Source organism: Mesorhizobium sp. P3_A10 (assembly GCF_056403175.1).
On the sequence record NZ_JBFUFZ010000002.1, the window covers coordinates 1,021,167 to 1,037,779 of the forward strand.

At 62.2% G+C, this 16,613-nt stretch carries 18 protein-coding genes; 13 read left to right on the forward strand and 5 right to left on the reverse strand.

Features of this window, described 5'->3' with window-relative positions:
* The first annotated feature begins 401 nt into the window (after positions 1-401).
* From AC1DXU_RS11780 to AC1DXU_RS11795, 4 genes are all read left to right on the forward strand, one after another.
* Positions 402-1,376: an ABC transporter substrate-binding protein gene (locus tag AC1DXU_RS11780; RefSeq protein WP_477315779.1), complete on the forward strand. Its 975-nt coding sequence runs from the start codon at positions 402-404 to the stop codon at positions 1,374-1,376.
* 75 nt (positions 1,377-1,451) lie between these two features.
* Positions 1,452-2,531 (forward strand): quaternary amine ABC transporter ATP-binding protein, encoded by a 1,080-nt coding sequence (locus tag AC1DXU_RS11785; RefSeq protein ID WP_477368378.1) that lies wholly within the window; start codon positions 1,452-1,454, stop codon positions 2,529-2,531.
* Entirely contained in the window at positions 2,528-4,510 is a 1,983-nt protein-coding gene (locus tag AC1DXU_RS11790) for an ABC transporter permease (RefSeq protein ID WP_477368381.1), read from the forward strand. The genes AC1DXU_RS11785 and AC1DXU_RS11790 overlap by 4 nt, the downstream gene beginning before the upstream one ends.
* A 15-nt stretch (positions 4,511-4,525) precedes the next feature.
* Positions 4,526-4,831: a hypothetical protein gene (locus AC1DXU_RS11795; protein ID WP_477368384.1), complete on the forward strand. Its 306-nt coding sequence runs from the start codon at positions 4,526-4,528 to the stop codon at positions 4,829-4,831.
* Between the two features lie 40 nt (positions 4,832-4,871).
* Here AC1DXU_RS11795 and AC1DXU_RS11800 read toward each other — a convergent pair whose 3' ends face one another.
* Positions 4,872-6,230, reverse strand: coding sequence for an NAD(P)-binding domain-containing protein (locus tag AC1DXU_RS11800; protein ID WP_477368387.1), 1,359 nt, complete (start codon positions 6,228-6,230; stop codon positions 4,872-4,874).
* A 344-nt stretch (positions 6,231-6,574) separates the two neighbouring features.
* Between AC1DXU_RS11800 and AC1DXU_RS11805 the strand changes: the two genes are divergently transcribed.
* A complete protein-coding gene (locus tag AC1DXU_RS11805) occupies positions 6,575-7,300 on the forward strand; it encodes a helix-turn-helix domain-containing protein (protein ID WP_477368389.1) in 726 nt (241 codons plus the stop codon).
* Between the two features lie 205 nt (positions 7,301-7,505).
* Here the strand turns inward: AC1DXU_RS11805 and AC1DXU_RS11810 are convergent, their stop codons facing one another.
* From AC1DXU_RS11810 to AC1DXU_RS11825, 4 genes are read right to left on the reverse strand one after another with little or no spacing between them, the layout of a single operon-like run.
* Entirely contained in the window at positions 7,506-8,546 is a 1,041-nt protein-coding gene (locus AC1DXU_RS11810; protein WP_477368392.1) for a heme-dependent oxidative N-demethylase family protein, read from the reverse strand.
* A 9-nt stretch (positions 8,547-8,555) separates the two neighbouring features.
* Entirely contained in the window at positions 8,556-9,521 is a 966-nt protein-coding gene (locus tag AC1DXU_RS11815; RefSeq protein ID WP_477368395.1) for a PDR/VanB family oxidoreductase, read from the reverse strand.
* Positions 9,518-10,114 carry a dimethylamine monooxygenase subunit DmmA family protein gene (locus AC1DXU_RS11820; protein WP_477368398.1) on the reverse strand — a complete coding sequence of 199 codons (597 nt, stop codon included), beginning with the start codon at positions 10,112-10,114 and terminating at the stop codon, positions 9,518-9,520. The genes AC1DXU_RS11815 and AC1DXU_RS11820 overlap by 4 nt, the downstream gene beginning before the upstream one ends.
* Positions 10,115-10,154: 40 nt before the next feature.
* Positions 10,155-11,288 (reverse strand): aminomethyl transferase family protein, encoded by a 1,134-nt coding sequence (locus AC1DXU_RS11825; protein ID WP_477315761.1) that lies wholly within the window; start codon positions 11,286-11,288, stop codon positions 10,155-10,157.
* 286 nt (positions 11,289-11,574) lie between these two features.
* Between AC1DXU_RS11825 and AC1DXU_RS11830 the strand changes: the two genes are divergently transcribed.
* From AC1DXU_RS11830 to AC1DXU_RS11865, 8 genes are all read left to right on the forward strand, one after another.
* The gene (locus AC1DXU_RS11830) at positions 11,575-11,862 is read left to right on the forward strand and encodes a hypothetical protein (RefSeq protein WP_477315759.1); all 288 of its coding nucleotides are present in this window, start codon (positions 11,575-11,577) and stop codon (positions 11,860-11,862) included.
* Positions 11,863-11,874: 12 nt separating this feature from the next.
* Positions 11,875-12,252 carry a hypothetical protein gene (locus AC1DXU_RS11835; RefSeq protein WP_477368401.1) on the forward strand — a complete coding sequence of 126 codons (378 nt, stop codon included), beginning with the start codon at positions 11,875-11,877 and terminating at the stop codon, positions 12,250-12,252.
* A gap of 18 nt (positions 12,253-12,270) precedes the next feature.
* Positions 12,271-12,432, forward strand: a complete 162-nt coding sequence (locus tag AC1DXU_RS11840) for a hypothetical protein (RefSeq protein WP_477315755.1) — start codon at positions 12,271-12,273, stop codon at positions 12,430-12,432.
* A 14-nt stretch (positions 12,433-12,446) separates the two neighbouring features.
* On the forward strand, positions 12,447-13,841 hold the full coding sequence (locus tag AC1DXU_RS11845; protein ID WP_477368404.1) for an APC family permease: 1,395 nt from the start codon (positions 12,447-12,449) through the stop codon (positions 13,839-13,841).
* A 46-nt stretch (positions 13,842-13,887) separates the two neighbouring features.
* Positions 13,888-14,577, forward strand: a complete 690-nt coding sequence (locus AC1DXU_RS11850; RefSeq protein WP_477368407.1) for a hypothetical protein — start codon at positions 13,888-13,890, stop codon at positions 14,575-14,577.
* Positions 14,574-14,897 (forward strand): hypothetical protein, encoded by a 324-nt coding sequence (locus AC1DXU_RS11855; protein ID WP_477368410.1) that lies wholly within the window; start codon positions 14,574-14,576, stop codon positions 14,895-14,897. The genes AC1DXU_RS11850 and AC1DXU_RS11855 overlap by 4 nt, the downstream gene beginning before the upstream one ends.
* A gap of 83 nt (positions 14,898-14,980) precedes the next feature.
* Positions 14,981-15,877 (forward strand): class II glutamine amidotransferase, encoded by an 897-nt coding sequence (locus tag AC1DXU_RS11860; protein ID WP_477368413.1) that lies wholly within the window; start codon positions 14,981-14,983, stop codon positions 15,875-15,877.
* A gap of 4 nt (positions 15,878-15,881) precedes the next feature.
* A complete protein-coding gene (locus tag AC1DXU_RS11865) occupies positions 15,882-16,613 on the forward strand; it encodes a GltB/FmdC/FwdC-like GXGXG domain-containing protein (RefSeq protein ID WP_477368416.1) in 732 nt (243 codons plus the stop codon).

The following is a 16,613-nucleotide window of genomic DNA, read 5'->3' on the forward strand; positions in this document are numbered from 1 at the left end:
GCAACGCCGCTCGAAATTCGCGCTACGGACGGCATTGTGCGTTGCGCGAAGTGAACGTTGGTATATATAATTTCATCCCATGAAACGGCTTTGGCGAGATGGGGCTTGCCAGGCTGACAGCCGAGATCATGGGACCTTGATGGCTCGCACGTCTCAGAGCGCCGCAAGAGCGGCGATCGATCCGCGGATGATTGCTCGCGCAGCAATCCATCGGCAGCCATGACGCGGTCCGCACGACATCTTCACGGAATTGGGCACCAAGCCCTCTGCGCCGGCATCAGCACCGGCAGCTTTGTGGTGCCAACGGCCTTGCGCAACGACGAGCTTTCCCAACACAATCAAGAAAAGACGCAAGAAGGGAACGACTGAGAACTTCCACGTGGTTTGACAGGAGAACAAGCATGTCATTTCGGAGTGTGATTTCGAGACTATCAATGGGAGCCTTCGCACTTGCCGCGGCAAGCGCACTGACAAGTTCGGCCCAGGCGGCCGCGCCTGAATCCAACGACCCAATCAAGATCGCGCTGTTCGACTGGACCAGCGTTAATCTGAACGCCAAGATCCTCGGCGGCATTCTCGAAAAGCTCGGCTACACCGTCGAATACCCGACCGCCGACTATCTCTCCAGCCTGACCACCGGCCTGACCAATGGCGATCTCGATGTCGGACTGGAATTCTGGGATACGACGGCCGGCGAAGCCATGAAGGCTTCCGACGCGACCGGACAGACGGAGCGCCTCGGCAAGCTCGGGCCGAAGGCCAAGGAAGAATGGTGGTTTCCCGAATACATGAAGGAAAAATGCCCGACCTTGCCAGACTGGCATGCACTGCTCGACGCGACATGCGCGGCGTCGTTCTCGACGGCTGAGACGGCCCCGAAGGGCCGCTATCTCGGCGGCCCGGTGACCTGGGAAGGCTTTGACGACGAGCGCGTCGAGGCGTTGAAACTGCCCTTCACCGTCATCCATGCCGGCACCGATGCGGCGATGTTCGCCGAACTGGACTCCGCCTATCAGCGCAAGGCGCCGATCATGCTGTGGATCTATTCGCCGCATTGGGCGCCGGCCAAGTACAAGGGCGAATGGGTACAATTCCCCGAATACACACCCGAGTGCTACAACGACCCGAAATGGGGCGTGAACCCCGACGCCAAATATGACTGCGGCAAACCGCATGGCGAGATCTGGAAATATTCGTGGTCCGGCATGAAGGACAAGTGGCCGGTCGCCTACAAGGTGGCGAAAGCCTTCACGGTCGACACCGATGAGCTCAACAAGATGAGCGGCGAGATCGATCTCGACGGCAAGACGCCGGAAGACGTCGCCGCCGCCTGGATCGCAGCCCACGAAGCCGACTGGAAAGCCTGGGCGCAGTAATCGACCCGACTGGAAAATGAGACTCGGCCGTGATCGGCCGGGTCCCAACTTTTGATGCTCCAGAAGGACGATTGGATGACGGATAGGACTGAACAGGCATCGCCGACATCGGGCAAGGATGACCGCCCGGTAAAACTGGCCTGCCGCAATGTGTGGAAGCTGTTCGGATCGAACGCGGCCAATTTCATCCGCGAGCGCGACGGCAAAGCCAGCATGGCGGATGTCGCGGCGGCCGGGCTGGTCGGCGCGGTGCGCGCCGTCGACCTCGAAATACGCCAGGGCGAGATTTTCATCATCATGGGCCTGTCCGGCTCCGGCAAGTCGACGCTGGTGCGCTGCATGTCCAGGCTGGTCGAGCCGACCCATGGCAAGGTCGAATTCGAAGGCAAGGACCTGCTGAAGATCTCCGATGCGGCGCTGATCGAGCTCAGGCGCCACCGCATGGGCATGGTGTTCCAGAATTTTGCGCTGCTGCCGCATCTCAATGTGCTGGAGAACATCGCCTTCCCGCTCAGCATTCAGGGGCAGGACCGGCCGACGCGCGAAAAGCGCGCTCAGGAAGTCATCGAACTCGTCGGTCTGCGCGGCCGCGAGCATTTCTATCCACGCGAACTGTCCGGCGGCCAGCAGCAGCGCGTCGGCATTGCCCGCAGCCTGGCGACCAAGCCGGAAATCTGGTTCCTCGACGAGCCGTTCTCGGCGCTCGATCCGCTGATCCGCCGCGAGATGCAGGACGAACTGATGCGGCTGCAGACCATGCTGCACAAGACCATCGTCTTCATCACCCATGATTTCGACGAGGCGATAAGGCTGGCCGACCGTATCGCCATCATGAAAGACGGCGAGGTCATCCAGATCGGCACGCCGGAACAACTGGTGGTCAATCCGGCGACCGACTATGTCGCCGAATTCACCCGCGACGTCGACCGCGCCAAGGTGATCTCGGCGCGCAGCCTGATGCGTGCCTGCGACGGCTCGGAGCATGGCGGCACGGTGGCGCCTGAGGCCAAGATCGCCAGTTTCTCGGCCAGCATCGTTTCCGCCGGCAAGCCGTTCGCGGTGGTCAATGGCAGCGGCAAGCCGATCGGCGAAGTGACGCCGCAAGCGGTAATCGATCTTCTCGCCGGCATCGATCGTTCCGGAGCCGCTGCATGACGGTGACGGCAAGCACAAGTGCTGCAAGGCCGCGCCCGGTACAGCTCTGGTTGCTGGTCTGGGCCTGCGCCCTTGCCGCCGTGCTCGTCGTGTTCCTGCTGCAGGACAGCTTGCCCTGGGCGGTCAACTATCCGGCCGACGCGGTCGTTCCGGTCGCCGACTGGGTCAGCGCGCTGATGCGCTGGATCAAGCTGAACCTGTCCTGGCTGACGCGTTCGATCACCGCTGTGCTCGGCGTTCCCCTCGATTTCGCGCTCAACCTCCTGGCGAAGAGCTTCAAGATCGGCCACGGCGCCGACGCCTATGTCCTGCCGCGCCTGTCCTGGGTCGGCGTCTGCGCTGCTGCCTTCCTCGCCGGGCACGCCGCCGGCGGCCGAAAACTCGGCGCATTGGTCGGCGGCTGCTTTCTCTACATCGCGCTGTTCGGCCAATGGACCAGCGCCATGCTGACGCTCGGGCTGATTTCCATTGCCGTGCCGTTCTGCATCGTCACCGGCCTGTTCGCCGGCATCTGGGCGTGGCGCAAGCCATGGGCCGAAAGGCTCATCGTCTCCCCTGCCCTTGACCTGATGCAAACCATCCCGACCTTCGCCTACCTCATCCCGATGCTGCTCTTGTTCGGCAACAGCCCGGTTTCGGCAATGATCGCCACCGCCATCTTCGCCACGCCGCCCATGGTGCGGGCAACGATGCTTGGGCTGTCGCGGGTGCCCTCCGAGATCGACGATTTCTCCGAGATGGCCGGCTGCACGGCGCGGCAGAAACTGTGGCGGGTGCTGTTGCCGTCGGCGCGGCCGACGCTGATGGTTGGCGTCAACCAGGTGATCATGCTGGCACTGAACATGGTCATCATCGCCTCGATGATCGGCGCCGGCGGCCTCGGCTACGATGTGCTTCTGGCGCTGCGTGCACTGAAGGTCGGTGAGGCGATGGAAGCCGGCCTTGCCATTGTGGCTCTCGCCATCGCGCTCGACCGGCTGAGTCAGGCCATCGCGCGCAAGCAGGCGCAGGGCCAGACACATCTGGCAGCGAGCCCTGTCTTCTGGCGCCGCTATCCCAATCTGACTCTGGCGGTGGCCATCCTTGCCGTCACGACGCTGCTCGGCCTGTTCGTGCCGGCTTTCGCCGCGGTGCCGAAGGCGATCACCTTCACCACCGCGCCGCTGTGGAAGGCAGCGGTGAGCTGGATCACCATCAACTTCTTCGACACGATCGAAGCCTTCCGCGTCGCGCTCATCCTCAACGTGCTGAACCCGGTGCGCGCCTTTTGCGAAGGATTCCCATGGCTGGGCGCGGTCGCCCTGCTCGGCCTTGCCGGCTACCAGCTCGGCGGGCTGCGGCTCGCCGCCCTGGTCGCCGCGCTGACGGCTTTCTGCGCGATCACCGGGCTGTGGGAGAAGACCATGGCGACGGTCTATCTCTGCGGCATCTCGGCCTTCATCGCCTGCCTGATCGGCATTCCGATCGGCCTGATGGCGTCACGCAGCGACCGTTTCGAAAAGATCGTCACGCCGGTCATCGATACGCTGCAGGTGCTGCCGTCCTTCTGCTTCATCATTCCGGTGGTGATGCTGTTTCGGGTCGGCGACGTCACGGCGATGATCGCAACCATTGCCTTCGCCGTGGTGCCGGCGATCCGCTACACCAATCACGGCATCCGCCAGGTGCCGCCGGCGCTGATCGAGGCCGCGAAGGTTTCCGGCTGCACGCCGCGTCAGACCTTCTTTCGCGTGCAACTGCCGCTGGCGCTTCCCGAGATCATGCTCGGCGTCAACCAGACGATCCTGATGGCGCTGGCGATGATCATCATCTGCGCCATGGTCGGCACCCGCGATCTCGGCCAGGAGGTGTTCATCGCCCTGTCCAAGGCCGATTCCGGCCGCGGCATCGTCGCCGGTCTCGCCATCGCCTTCATCGGCATCGTCGCCGACCGGCTGTTCAACGCCTGGACAGCGAAGGCCAGGGCAAGGCTGGGTTAGTCTGATTGATGCCGAATGTCTGACCCGGGCGATCCACCCTTTGCCGTCCTTGTCTTCGACATGGCCAGAACCGGTGAGCCGGACGGCGAGCACCTGATCTCCGGTTTCGTCTGCCACGATGTGAAGTTCGGCGGCGACGCCGCCGGCGTCTTCGCCTGGCCGGAAGAGCCGGCCGACTGGGCGCTCAGAACCATGCAGTTCCTGCTGATGGCCGATATGATGGCGATGCGCGGCGATGGCCCCGACTGGGCCGACGACTGCGATCTTCTTTCCTCAGAGGTGACCGAAACCGATGCCCCTCCCGACTATCCGCTGGACTGAAGCCGCGCCGGTGCCGACCACATGATTTTGGTCGCGCGACCTACTCCGCCGCGACGCCCTTCACCTCGAGATAGCTCTCCATGGAATCGTCCAGCGCCTGCAGCCACGGTGTGTGGTGCAGTGGCGCCATCGTACCGGTCATCAGCGAGCGATAGGCATGGTCGCGGAAGCTCATAATGTCCTCCGCCTTGTGGTGCTCCCATTCCATGAAGGTCTGGTTGACCGCCTCGACGTCGAAGCCGGGATAGTCGGTCTGTTCCATCAATTCCTTGGTGTAGTCGCCCTGGAACCAGATCATCTGCTCGGCGTCTTCCAGCGTTTCCTCGCGTGCCCGCCATTTCGCCCCGTGGGCCGCCATCGCCTGCGCCGACGGCAGCTTGACGCGGCCCATGATGACGTCGCGGGCGAACCAGGCCTGCGCGTCGAACATGTTGAAGGTGTAGAACTGGTCCTGCATGCCGACGAAGGACAGTTTCGGGTTCTTTTCCCAGACGACGCCTTCATAGAGCCCGTCCGGCCACATGCGGTTGGCGGTCTTGAGCTTCAGCTCCTCGGTGAGGAACGGGAAGGAATGCAGATAGCCGGTGCACAGGATGATGGCGTCGACGTCCTTAGTGGTGCCGTCCTTGAAGTGCGCGGTCTTGCCGACGACCTTCTGCAGCAGCGGCACTTCCTTCCAATTCTCCGGCCATTTGAAGCCCATCGGCTTCGAGCGGTAGCTGGAGGTGATCGATTTGGCGCCGTATTTGTAGCATTGCGAGCCGATGTCCTCGGCCGAATAGGAGCGGCCGATGATCAAGATGTCCTTGCCCTTGAACTCCATGGCGTCGCGGAAATCATGGCTGTGCAGGATGCGGCCGTTGAAGGTGGCAAAGCCCTCGAAATAAGGCACGTTGGGCACGGAGAAATGCCCGGAGGCGACGACGACGTTGTCGAACTCTTCGGAGTAGGTGACGTCGTTGGTGCGGTCATGCGCGGTGACGGTGAACTTCTTCGTCGCTTCCGAGAAGCTCACCATGCGCACCGGGCTGTTGAAGCGCACCCATTTGCGCACGCCTGATTTTTCGACGCGGCCCTTGATGTAATCCCAAAGCACGGCGCGCGGCGGGTAGGAGCCGATCGGGCGGCCGAAATGCTCCTCGAATGTATAGTCGGCGAACTCCAGGCATTCCTTCGGTCCGTTCGACCAAAGGTAGCGGTACATCGAGCCGTGCACCGGGTCGCCATGTTCGTCGAGACCAGTGCGCCAGGTGTAGTTCCACAGGCCGCCCCAGTCGGACTGCTTTTCGAAGCAGACGATTTCGGGAATATCGGCGCCCTTGTCGGCGGCCGACTTGAAGGCCCTGAGCTGCGCCATGCCGGACGGTCCGGCTCCGATGACGGCAACACGACTTTTCATTGCAGGCCTCCCGATCTCATTTCGACTTTTGTTTTGACGCCATTCCCAAGGGAAAGCGCTATGAGCTTCTCCCGGGAGAACCGTTTCCCGCTTTTCCGGAATTGCTCTTACGAAACAAATTTCACTGACAGGACAATAATTGGCCCTATGGTGCTGTCAACAGGCCTTGTGGCAAAACCGCGTTTCGCCTGGGCAACTTCCGGTGAAAAACCATAGCAGAAGGCGCCGGCAAAATACGGGGATCAATCGCAAATGGCTTGCTGCAGCAATTGCGCTCTTGTATCGGCACCGATTATGTTCACCTTGAGTGAAATAGATCGGCAGTGTCTTGAGGTGGCGGCGACATGGCGAAAACAGCATCCGATCTCAAGCCCGGCGCCGGCTCCGCTGTCGCCAAGACCAGGCCGTCGCTGAAAGGTGCGGCAACGGACGGGCGAACCATCCGCGCACCGCTGACGCAGAACCCGCACGCCATTCGCGACACCCGCGAAAAGGTGCTGGAGGTGGCGATCGGCCGCGAGGTGCGGGCGTTCCGCAAGAAGCTCGGCATCACCGTCGCCGATCTGGCTGTCGCCACCGACATTTCGTTGGGCATGCTGTCGAAGATCGAAAACGGCATCACCTCGCCGTCGCTGACCACTTTGCAGGCGCTGTCGCGGGCGCTCGGCGTTCCGGTGACCGCCTTTTTCCGCCGCTTCGAGGAGGAGCGCAGCGCCGTCTTCGTCAAGGCCGGCGAAGGGCTCGATGTCGAGCGTCGCGGCACGCGCGCCGGCCACCAGTACAATCTGCTTGGCCATATCGGCTCCAACACCAGCGGCGTCGTCGTCGAACCCTACCTGATCACGCTGACCGAGGATTCGGATGTGTTCCCGACCTTCCAGCATGAGGGCATGGAGTTCCTCTACATGCTCGAAGGCGAGGTCGTTTACCGGCACGGCAGCAATCTCTATCCGATGAAGCCCGGCGACAGCCTGTTCTTCGACGCCGATGCACCGCATGGACCGGAGCAGCTGACGAAACTGCCAATGCGCTATTTGTCGATTATCTGCTATCCGCAGAGCGCGGGTTAGCCAATCTCCCCCCTTGTGGGGGAGATGTCCGGCAGGACAGAGGGGGCGCTGTCCCGCCGACCTATCGATCGATCGTAGCCCGCGACCTCAGAGGTTGGTCTTCGCCAAGGGCGGATGGGCAAGGTTGGCGTTCCTTCGCGCCCCCCTCTGCCCTGCCGGGCATCTCCCCCACGAGGAGGGAGATCGGCAGCTTCGCGGACCTTGCTCAATCCGGCCCGAACCCCGGCGATGTCGCACTCCCGTCATCCAGCTTCGACAGCCATTCCACGAGCGTCGGCCTATACCGCGTCAAACCCTTGTAATTGGCGAGTTCGTCGGGAAGGTCGCGGATGACGCGGTGCAGGCGCTTCGCCCATTTCGGCTGCGTCACCAGTTCGTCCATCTTGATCAGATAGCAGCGGATCGGGAAGACGATGCCGTTGGAGCGCGGCAGGCGCCAGAAGCTTTGCAGTTCGACGCGCAGATGCACCTTGTCGCCGACATTCTCCGGCGTCACGGTGGTGCGGTCCGGTCCCCATTTGTGATAATTTTCCGGGCTGGTGTCGAGGCGCGGATTGATGGTCATCGTCCAGTTCAACCGTCGCGCCGGCTTGCCCTGCTGGATGTTGGTGAGGAATTTCAGCGCCCTGACAAAAATCCCCTTCTCATGCGCCAGCGGCACCGGCGCGTGCCACTCGAAGAAGTTCATGCCGATGTCGAAATCGAGCGACCAGTCGGCCTGGGTGGTGACCATGCCGGCGTCCATCCACAGATTGCCGTCGCGCTGGTCGAGGATGCAGAAATCGCCCTGGCTCTGCCGGGTGATGTACTCCATCGGTCCATAGGGCAGCGTCGAGGTGTCGCCGAAGGTGAAGGTGTCGTCGATGCCGAGCGGCCGGTTGATCCAGCGCCAGCGATCGCCGTTGCGCTCAAGCGTGAAATGCTCGGGATAGCCTAACGCCTGTTGCTCCATCAGAAGTTCCAGCAAATCCCAGCCGGCCAGCGTCATATGCGGCAGCGACTGGCAGCGCAGCGGATCCTCGGCCAGCACTAAAGCGCGGTCCTGCATTTCGGCGACATAGTGCTCGTCGACGTCGATCAGGTTTTCCAGCACGCTGCCCTTCGGCCCCAGGACATGCGGCTCGATGTTGACCGCATACATGTAGGCGTCTTCGTGGAACGGGAACGGAAACCGCCTGATGTGCTCCGGGCTGTTCTTGAAGGTAAAATCGTCGCGGAACGTTTCCTTGCGAAAGGTGATGCCCATGATTTCCTCCTAGCGCTCCAGCACCAGCGACCGGCCCTCGAAGCGCGACACGCACGGCATGATCTTGCAGCCGGAACGATGGTCTTCCTCGCTCAGCCAGTGGTCGTTGTGGATGAACTTGCCGTCATACGAGATGACGTTGGTTTCGCACTGGCCGCAGACGCCGCCACGGCAGAGATAGGGCGGATCGACGCCGGCCGCCTCGATCGCCTCGAGCAGGCTCTGCTGCTCGTCGACGCGGATGGTCTTGCCGCTGACAGCCAGTGTCACGTCGAACGGCGCGCCGGGCTGGGGTGCCGCGAAATGCTCGTAATGCACCGTCTCCGGCGGCCAGCCGAGAGCTGCTGCGCGGTCGCGCACCCAGTTGATCATGCCTGAGGGGCCGCAGACGTATAGGTGCGTGCCGAGCGGTTGCGACGACAACAGCCGGTCAAGCTCGATGCGCTCTTCCAGATCGTCGTGATAAAGCCGGATGCGGCGGCCATAGCGCTCCTGCAGCACGTCGGCATAGGTGCCGAGCGAGGCGGTGCGGCAGGTGTAGTGGAGTTCGAAATTGCCGCCAGTGCCGGCAAGCTGCGCGGTCTGCGCCATGAACGGCGTGATGCCGATGCCGCCGGCCAGCATCAGGTGCTTCTTTGCCCTGAGGTCAAGCGAGAACAGGTTGACCGGATAGCTGATCACCATCTCCATGCCGGCATGGACCCTGCTGTGCATAAACAATGAGCCGCCGCGGCCGACATCGTCACGGCGCACGGAAATCGTGTATTCGCGCGTGTCGAGTGGCGAGCCCATCAGCGAATAGGGATTGAGCCTGGTGCGCTCCCCATCGCGCATCTCGACCACGACATGGGCGCCGCCGGAAAAGGTCGGCAGCAGCTCGCCGTCGCGCCGGCGGAAATGGAAGCGGGTGACCAGCTCGTTGACCGGGACGACATCGCTGACCACGACATCGAGCTTGGTGGTGCCGGTGCTCATCGGAAGACCTCCTCCATCGGAGGAATCTCCGTGCGATCCTCGGCATTGATGCAGACGCCCTGGAAGGCGGCGAGGCGCCGCGAATAGTGATCGCGCACCAGCAGCAGCAGGCCGCAATGCGCGCAGGTCGCCGGCTGCGTCGTCACATTCTCGGTGATGCCCTTGCAATGAACGCACTGCATGCGGCGCGCCAGCGAGCCGCGATGTTCTGTTAGCATCGAGGTGTGGTCGATGCCGGCTTCAAGGGCTGCCTGCATGGCCTGGCCGATCAGCCCTTCAGTGCCGGCGAGATAGACGCGCAGGCCCATATGCGCATTGGTCAGCGTCTGCTTCAGCCGCGGCAGCGCGCTGGCGAAGGAAGGGCTCTGGTAGAACTGCGCCGGCTTCAGCGCCTCGAGCGTGGCGATATGTTTGCCGTCATGGCCGGGGATGAAGATGATGTGGGCGTCACCGAAAAAACCCGCCGGCGCCCTGGCCGCCAGCTCCGCTATTGCCAGCGCTCCTTCCGCATCGGCGACGAAAAGATGATGCTTGCCGGGCTGTGGGGACAGGGTTCCGTAAACTGGCCGGCTGATGATGCTTTTGGCTGCCATTCTCTGTTTATGCCTCGAACCCCTCGCCGTTGACCATGCCTCAGCCTTTCGCCGTGCGCTTGGTCTTCTTCGGATCGTCGAAGGGCAGCGGCTCAGCCGTCGCCTTGATCGCCCCGCTCTTGTTGCGGATTTCGAGCTTGGTGCCCTGGACCGCGCAGTCGACATCGAGCCGGGCGATGCCCATCGATTTCTTGACCAGCGGCGAATACATGGCGCAGGTCACCACGCCGACCTTCTTGCCGTCGCGATAGACCGGCGCGCCCTCGTCGGCCGGCTCCTTGCCTTCGAGCAGCACGCCGTAGATCTTGAAGCGCTCCTTGCCCTTGAGGCGATAGTGTTCCTCGGCGCCGCGAAAGCCGGTCTTGCCGGGGCTGACGGTGAAGTCGAGGCCAAGCTCCCACAGCGTGTCGCCGGGGCCTTCATTGTCGAACGGATATTTTTGCGAATTGTCGTAGGGATAGAACAGCAGATAACTTTCGACACGCAGCATATCGAGCGTGGTGAAGCGGCACGGAATGATGCCGGCGCTCTTGCCCTCATCGAGAATCCGGTCCCAGATCGTGCCGGCATCCTGGCCGCGGCAGAAGATCTCGTAGCCGCGCTCGCCGGTGTAGCCGGTGCGCGAGATCATCACCGGAAAGCCGAACAGCTGCGTCTGCATGTGATGGAAATAGTTGAGGTCGCGAATGCCCGGCACGTGCTTTGAGAGATAGTCGACAGCGGTCGGGCCCTGCAGCGACAAATCGTGCAGATTGTCGTCGAAGCGCAGCGAGACATCGCGGCCCACGGAAGCGCGCTGCAGCTCCTCATGGCCGGTGCCGGAGCCATGCACCACCATCCAGGCGTTGGGCCCGGTACGGTAGAGAATACAATCGTCGGTGAACTTGCCCTGCTCGTTCAGCATGCAGGCATAGGCCGACTTGCCGGGATAGATCTTTTCCACGTCGCGCGTGGTGGCGAGGTCGATCAGATGCGAAGCATGCGGGCCGGTGATGTGGACCTTCTTCAGGCCCGATACGTCCATCAGCCCCGCCTTGGTGCGGATGGCGACATACTCTTCGTCGGCATCCTTGTCGTAGGTCCAGGCGGTTCCCATGCCGCTCCAGTCTTCGAGCTTGGAACCGAGCGCGCGGTGGCGATCCGCCAGGGTCGAAAATCTCCAGGATGCCGTCATCCGCTCGTCCTCCGTTTCGAAAATTCTTAGCTGTTCCCGGCTCCCTGCACAAAGGCGGGAGCATTTGCCGAATATTGACCGCAAACATTCGGGCGCCGCAATACCCTGAAGCAAATAATTTCATTGTCAGGCAAAATTCGTAGCTGGGGACAAACGGTTAACCCAACGTAAAATCGGCTTGACAATTGTGGAATTCGGTCTGAATTTATGAAAAAAATTTCACTCTGTTGAAAGAGGGCAGCGAGCGGCCAATTCGGGGCCGGGCGCTGGAAAAGGGGAAAAACCGATGTCAGACCTGCAGCAGCGCATCGAAGCGCTGTACCGCTCCGACGTGCGCGGATCGGTACTCCTGATCGTCTGCCTGTGGGCGACGATCCTCTTCGTCCTTTTGATGACCTGGCCATACATCCCGGACACCGGGATCAAGATCGTCGTCGCGATTGCCGCCGCCGCCGTGCTGATTTTCAACACAGCCGCCATTCTGGCGATGGTCAGTCACTACAAGGAAGACAAGGATTTCATCTACGGTCTCGACATCAAGAACGCCGACGCGGCCCGCAACCGCAAGTCCTGAGGGGTAGAAAACATGTCGCGCTACACACCGCCGGAGCAGGGCAAGGCCGGGCAGATTTTCGATATCGTCGTCGTCGTGGTCGCCATTTTCGTGGCGCTGTGGCTGCCGCTCAAGATGGGCCTCGCAGGCGCGGCAAAATCCATCGACGCGCTCGACGCCAAGACCTGGGAAGCGCTTGGCCAGAACCCGACCATGGCGTCGATCTGGGAAAAGCTCGGCTACACGCCGGAGACCGCGCACGACATCATCCAGAACCGCTTTCACTACATCATCGACTGGCCGACGCTGATCATCATGGCCGCGGTACTGATCGGCTATTTCGTCTTCCTGTTTCGCGCCTCCGATCGCGAATACCGCGACGTCATCAACGAAAAGTTCGACGACAAGTAAAACCGGGGAAGCATCATCATGTGGGTCGCACTCTCTTATGCATGCTGGGGCATCTCGATCGTGCTCGCGCTGTGGATGCTTTACGACTGGTTCAAGATCGACACGACTTTCTCCGAAGAGGTTCTGACCTCGTCACGGGAAGGCGAGCTTGAAGCCGCCTCCGAAGAACACCGGATCTGAGTGGGGATTGATCAATGACGATGGCGCTTGAACCGGCAATACACGGCGACAGGGTTTCACTGCTCAGGGTGCTCGGCCCGGCGCATGTCTGGGCGCTCGGCGTCGGCATCGTTCTGGTCGGCGAGTTCACCGGCTGGAATTTCTCGGCCGACAAGGGCGGCGCGCTGGCGGCGCTGATCGTCTGCTGGATCGTCGGCCTGCTCTACACCTCGGTCGCCATGATCGATTCCGAGGTCACCTCGACGGTCGCCGCAGCCGGCGGCCAGTATGCGCAGGCCAAGCACATTGTCGGACCGCTGATGGCGTTCAACGTCGCGCTGTTCCTGGTCTTTGCCTACACCATGCTCGAAGTCTCGGACGCCATCCTGCTCGGCGACACCATCGTCGCCAAGGCGGGCGTCGAAGGGCTCACCCACAATTCCTTCATCGCCGCGACCATCGTCGTGCTGGCGTGGCTGAACTATCGCGGCGTGCTGATGACGCTCAACGTCAATTTCGTCGTCACCGCGATCGCCTATGTCTCGATCGTCATCCTGTTCTTCTCGGTCAGCCCGTGGACGCAAGGTGCCGTGCTGAAGCTCAACGAACTGGTCACCCCCGGCAATGCGCTTCCCTATGGCTGGATCGGCGTCATCGCCGCCTTCCAGTTCGGCATCTGGTACTATCTCGGCATCGAGGGCACCACGCAGGCGGCCGAGGAAGTGCGCTCGCCGGCCCGCTCGCTGCCCTACGGCACCATGGCCGGCATGATCACGCTTTTGATCGCCGCCGCCATGACCTGGTATGTCTGCGCCTCGATGATGCCGTGGGAATACCTGGGAATCACCTACTACCCGCTGTGGGACGCGGGCAAGTTGACCGGCAGCCCACTGCTCGAAAACCTGTTGTTCATCGCCACGCTGCTGGCGGCCATCGCCTCCGCCAATGGCTGTATCAACGATGCGGCACGGGCCTGGTTCTCGCTCGGCCGCGACCGCTATCTGCCAACCTGGTTCTCGGCCGTGCATCCGAAATACCGCACGCCCTACCGCTCGATCGTGTTCCTGCTGCCGATCGCGCTCGCGTTCGCCTTCATCGCCGACCTCAACCAGGCGATCACCTTCTCGATCCTGTCAGGCGTGCTGCAATACACCTTCATGAGCATCAACATCATGATGTTCCGCAAAAAGTGGCCGCTCGGCTCGATCCGCCGCGGTTACACCCATCCGTTCCATCCGCTGCCGGCGATCGTGCTGTTCTGCCTGTGCGTGGTGACCTTCTTCGCCATCTTCCTCGGCTTCGGCTCGCAGCTGATCGCCATGGTCGCCTTCTACTTCCTGATCTCGCTGTGGTTCCACTTCTACCGCTACAAATTCGTGCGCCGCGGCGATCAGTTCACCATGCCGTGGCCGAAGCCACAGGGCTATTGAAACGAGGTAAGGGTGCTCGCCCCTGGGGCGAGGCTGGTTTGACGAGGTGTTCGAATTGACGTCAGCATTGCTGGCCGGGCTCATCGCCCTGGCACTCGTCGTTCATCTCGTCTGGCTTGTGCGCGCCAATGGCAAAAAGGCCATGGCCGCATTGGTCGCCGAAGAAGCCGGCATCCGCACCGTCATTGCGGATGCAGTCAACATTTCGGATGGTGCCGCCGGTGTCGTCACCTGGGCGGGCCTATGGAACGGCCAGCGTGTGCAGGTGCGCACCATCGTCGACACGCTGGCGACGAGAAAGCTCCCTGCCCGCTGGCTGTCCGTCTCGATCACCGAACCGGTTACGGTGCCTGCCACCTTCGACATGATGATGCGGCCGGGCTCGCCGACGACCTTCTCCAACTTCGACCATCTCCAGCATACGCTGCCGAAGCTCGCTGACTTTCCGGCCGAGGCGGTGCTGCGGACGGACCGCAAAGGCGTGCGCTTCCCGCAGGACATCATCGCCGATCATGTGGAGATCTTTGCCGAGGGCCGCGCCAAGGAGTTGCTGATCACACCGAAAGGCGTGCGCATCGTCTGGCTGCTGGCGGAGGCCGAGCGGGCGCGTTATGGCGTGTTCCGGCAAGCCGCGTTCGGCGGCATCATGCTTGACCCGGCGCTGATCGAGAGATTGCTCAAATCCGCATCGGCGCTGCGCGATGCCATCAACCAACGCGAACGGCAGGCCGCATGACCAGTTCCTCACCCACACCGGCCAATCCCTATCTGGTGCTTGGCGCGGCGATTGTTTTGCCGGCAAGCGGGCATGTCATTCTGGGTGTGCCGGTGCGCGGCCTGCAGTTCCTTTTCTTCATGGTGATCCTGGCTTGGGTGACGATGAAAATCGCGCCGCCCGATGCCAGCTTCATCGGCCGCCATGCCGGCGGCTTCCTGATCTACGCCTTGTCGGTGCTCGATGCTTACAAGATCGCCCGCATCCGCACCGCCAAATGGGTTCACAGTGCCCGCACAGGCGGCGATAGCGCGGGCGGCGACACGCCGGTTGATATATAACGAGAGGAATATTTTTTTCATAGCAATTGAATTCCCAGGACTCATTCGATACATCTCCTAGGGAACAACCTCGGGAGCCTGACATGTGCGGAATCGTCGGACTGTTTTTGAAGGACAAGTCGCTTGAGCCCCAGCTTGGCGCGATGCTGTCGCAGATGCTGATCTCGCTCAGCGATCGCGGTCCCGACAGCGCCGGTATCGCCATATATGGGGCGCCTGCCAGGAATGAGGCCAAGATCACCATTCAGTCGGCCAAGCCGGAGCGCGATTTCCGCGGCCTCGAAGCCGAGCTGGCCAAGGCCATCGGCACGCCGGTGACGATCAGCGTGAAGTCGACGCATGCCGTCGTCAGGACCACGCCCGCCAAGATCGACGAAGCGCGCGAGGCCATCCAGGCGCTGCGTCCCGACATCCGCATCATGGGCGCCGGCGACGTGGTCGAAATCTACAAGGAAGTCGGCCTGCCCGAGGCGGTCGTCGACCGCTTCGATGTGCGCTCGATGACCGGCACGCATGGCATCGGCCACACCCGCATGGCGACCGAATCGGCGGTGACGACGATGGGCGCGCATCCGTTTTCGACCGGCGCCGACCAGTGCCTGGTGCACAATGGCTCGTTGTCCAATCACAACAATGTCCGCCGCGAACTGATCCGCGAAGGCATGAAATTCGAGACCGAGAACGACACCGAGGTCGCCGCCGCCTATCTCTCGTCGCAGATGGCGCATGGCAAGAATCTCGGCGAGGCGTTGGAAGGCACACTCTCCGACCTCGACGGCTTCTTCACCTTCGTCGTCGGCACCAAGAACGGTTTTGGCGTGGTGCGCGATCCGATCGCCTGCAAGCCCGCCGTCATGGCCGAGACCGACCAGTATGTCGCCTTCGGTTCGGAGTATCGCGCGCTCACCAAACTGCCCGGCATAGACGGCGCCAAGGTCTGGGAACCGGAGCCCGCGACCGTTTATTTCTGGGAGCATTGAGTTCATGCCGGCAACAAAACGTTCAAAGACGGTAACGCACGACCACGCTGCGAGGGTCTTCGACCTCGACGAGCTGTCGCTGCGCGAGCTCAACCAGGCCCTGCACAATCTGACCCCCGGGTCGAACGAAACGGCGTGGGAAGTGCTGAACCCGAAGGGCAACCATTCCGTCGCCGTCGGTGTCGACCAGCCTGTCACCATCGATGTGCGCGGCAGCGTCGGCTATTACTGCGCCGGCATGAATGACGGCGCCACGATCACCGTGCACGGTTCGGCCGGACCCGGTGTCGGCGAGAACATGATGTCGGGCTCGATCACCATCAAAGGCGACGCCAGCCAGTACGCCGGGGCCACCGGCAAGGGCGGGCTGCTGGTCATCGAGGGCAACGCCTCGTCGCGCTGCGGCATCTCGATGAAGGGCATCGACATCGTCGTGCATGGCAATATCGGCCACATGTCGGCGTTCATGGCACAGTCGGGCAATCTTGTGGTGCTGGGCGATGCCGGCGATGCACTCGGCGATTCCATATACGAGGCGCGGCTGTTCGTGCGCGGCAAGGTCGACAGCCTTGGCGCCGACTGCATCGCCAAGGAGATGCGGCCAGAGCACCTTGAGCTGCTGAAGGGCCTGCTCGAGCGCGCCGGCGTGACCGGGGTCAGGCCGTCCGAGTTCACGCGCTACGGCTCGGCGCGCACGCTCTACAATTTCAATATCGACAACGCCGACGCGTATTGA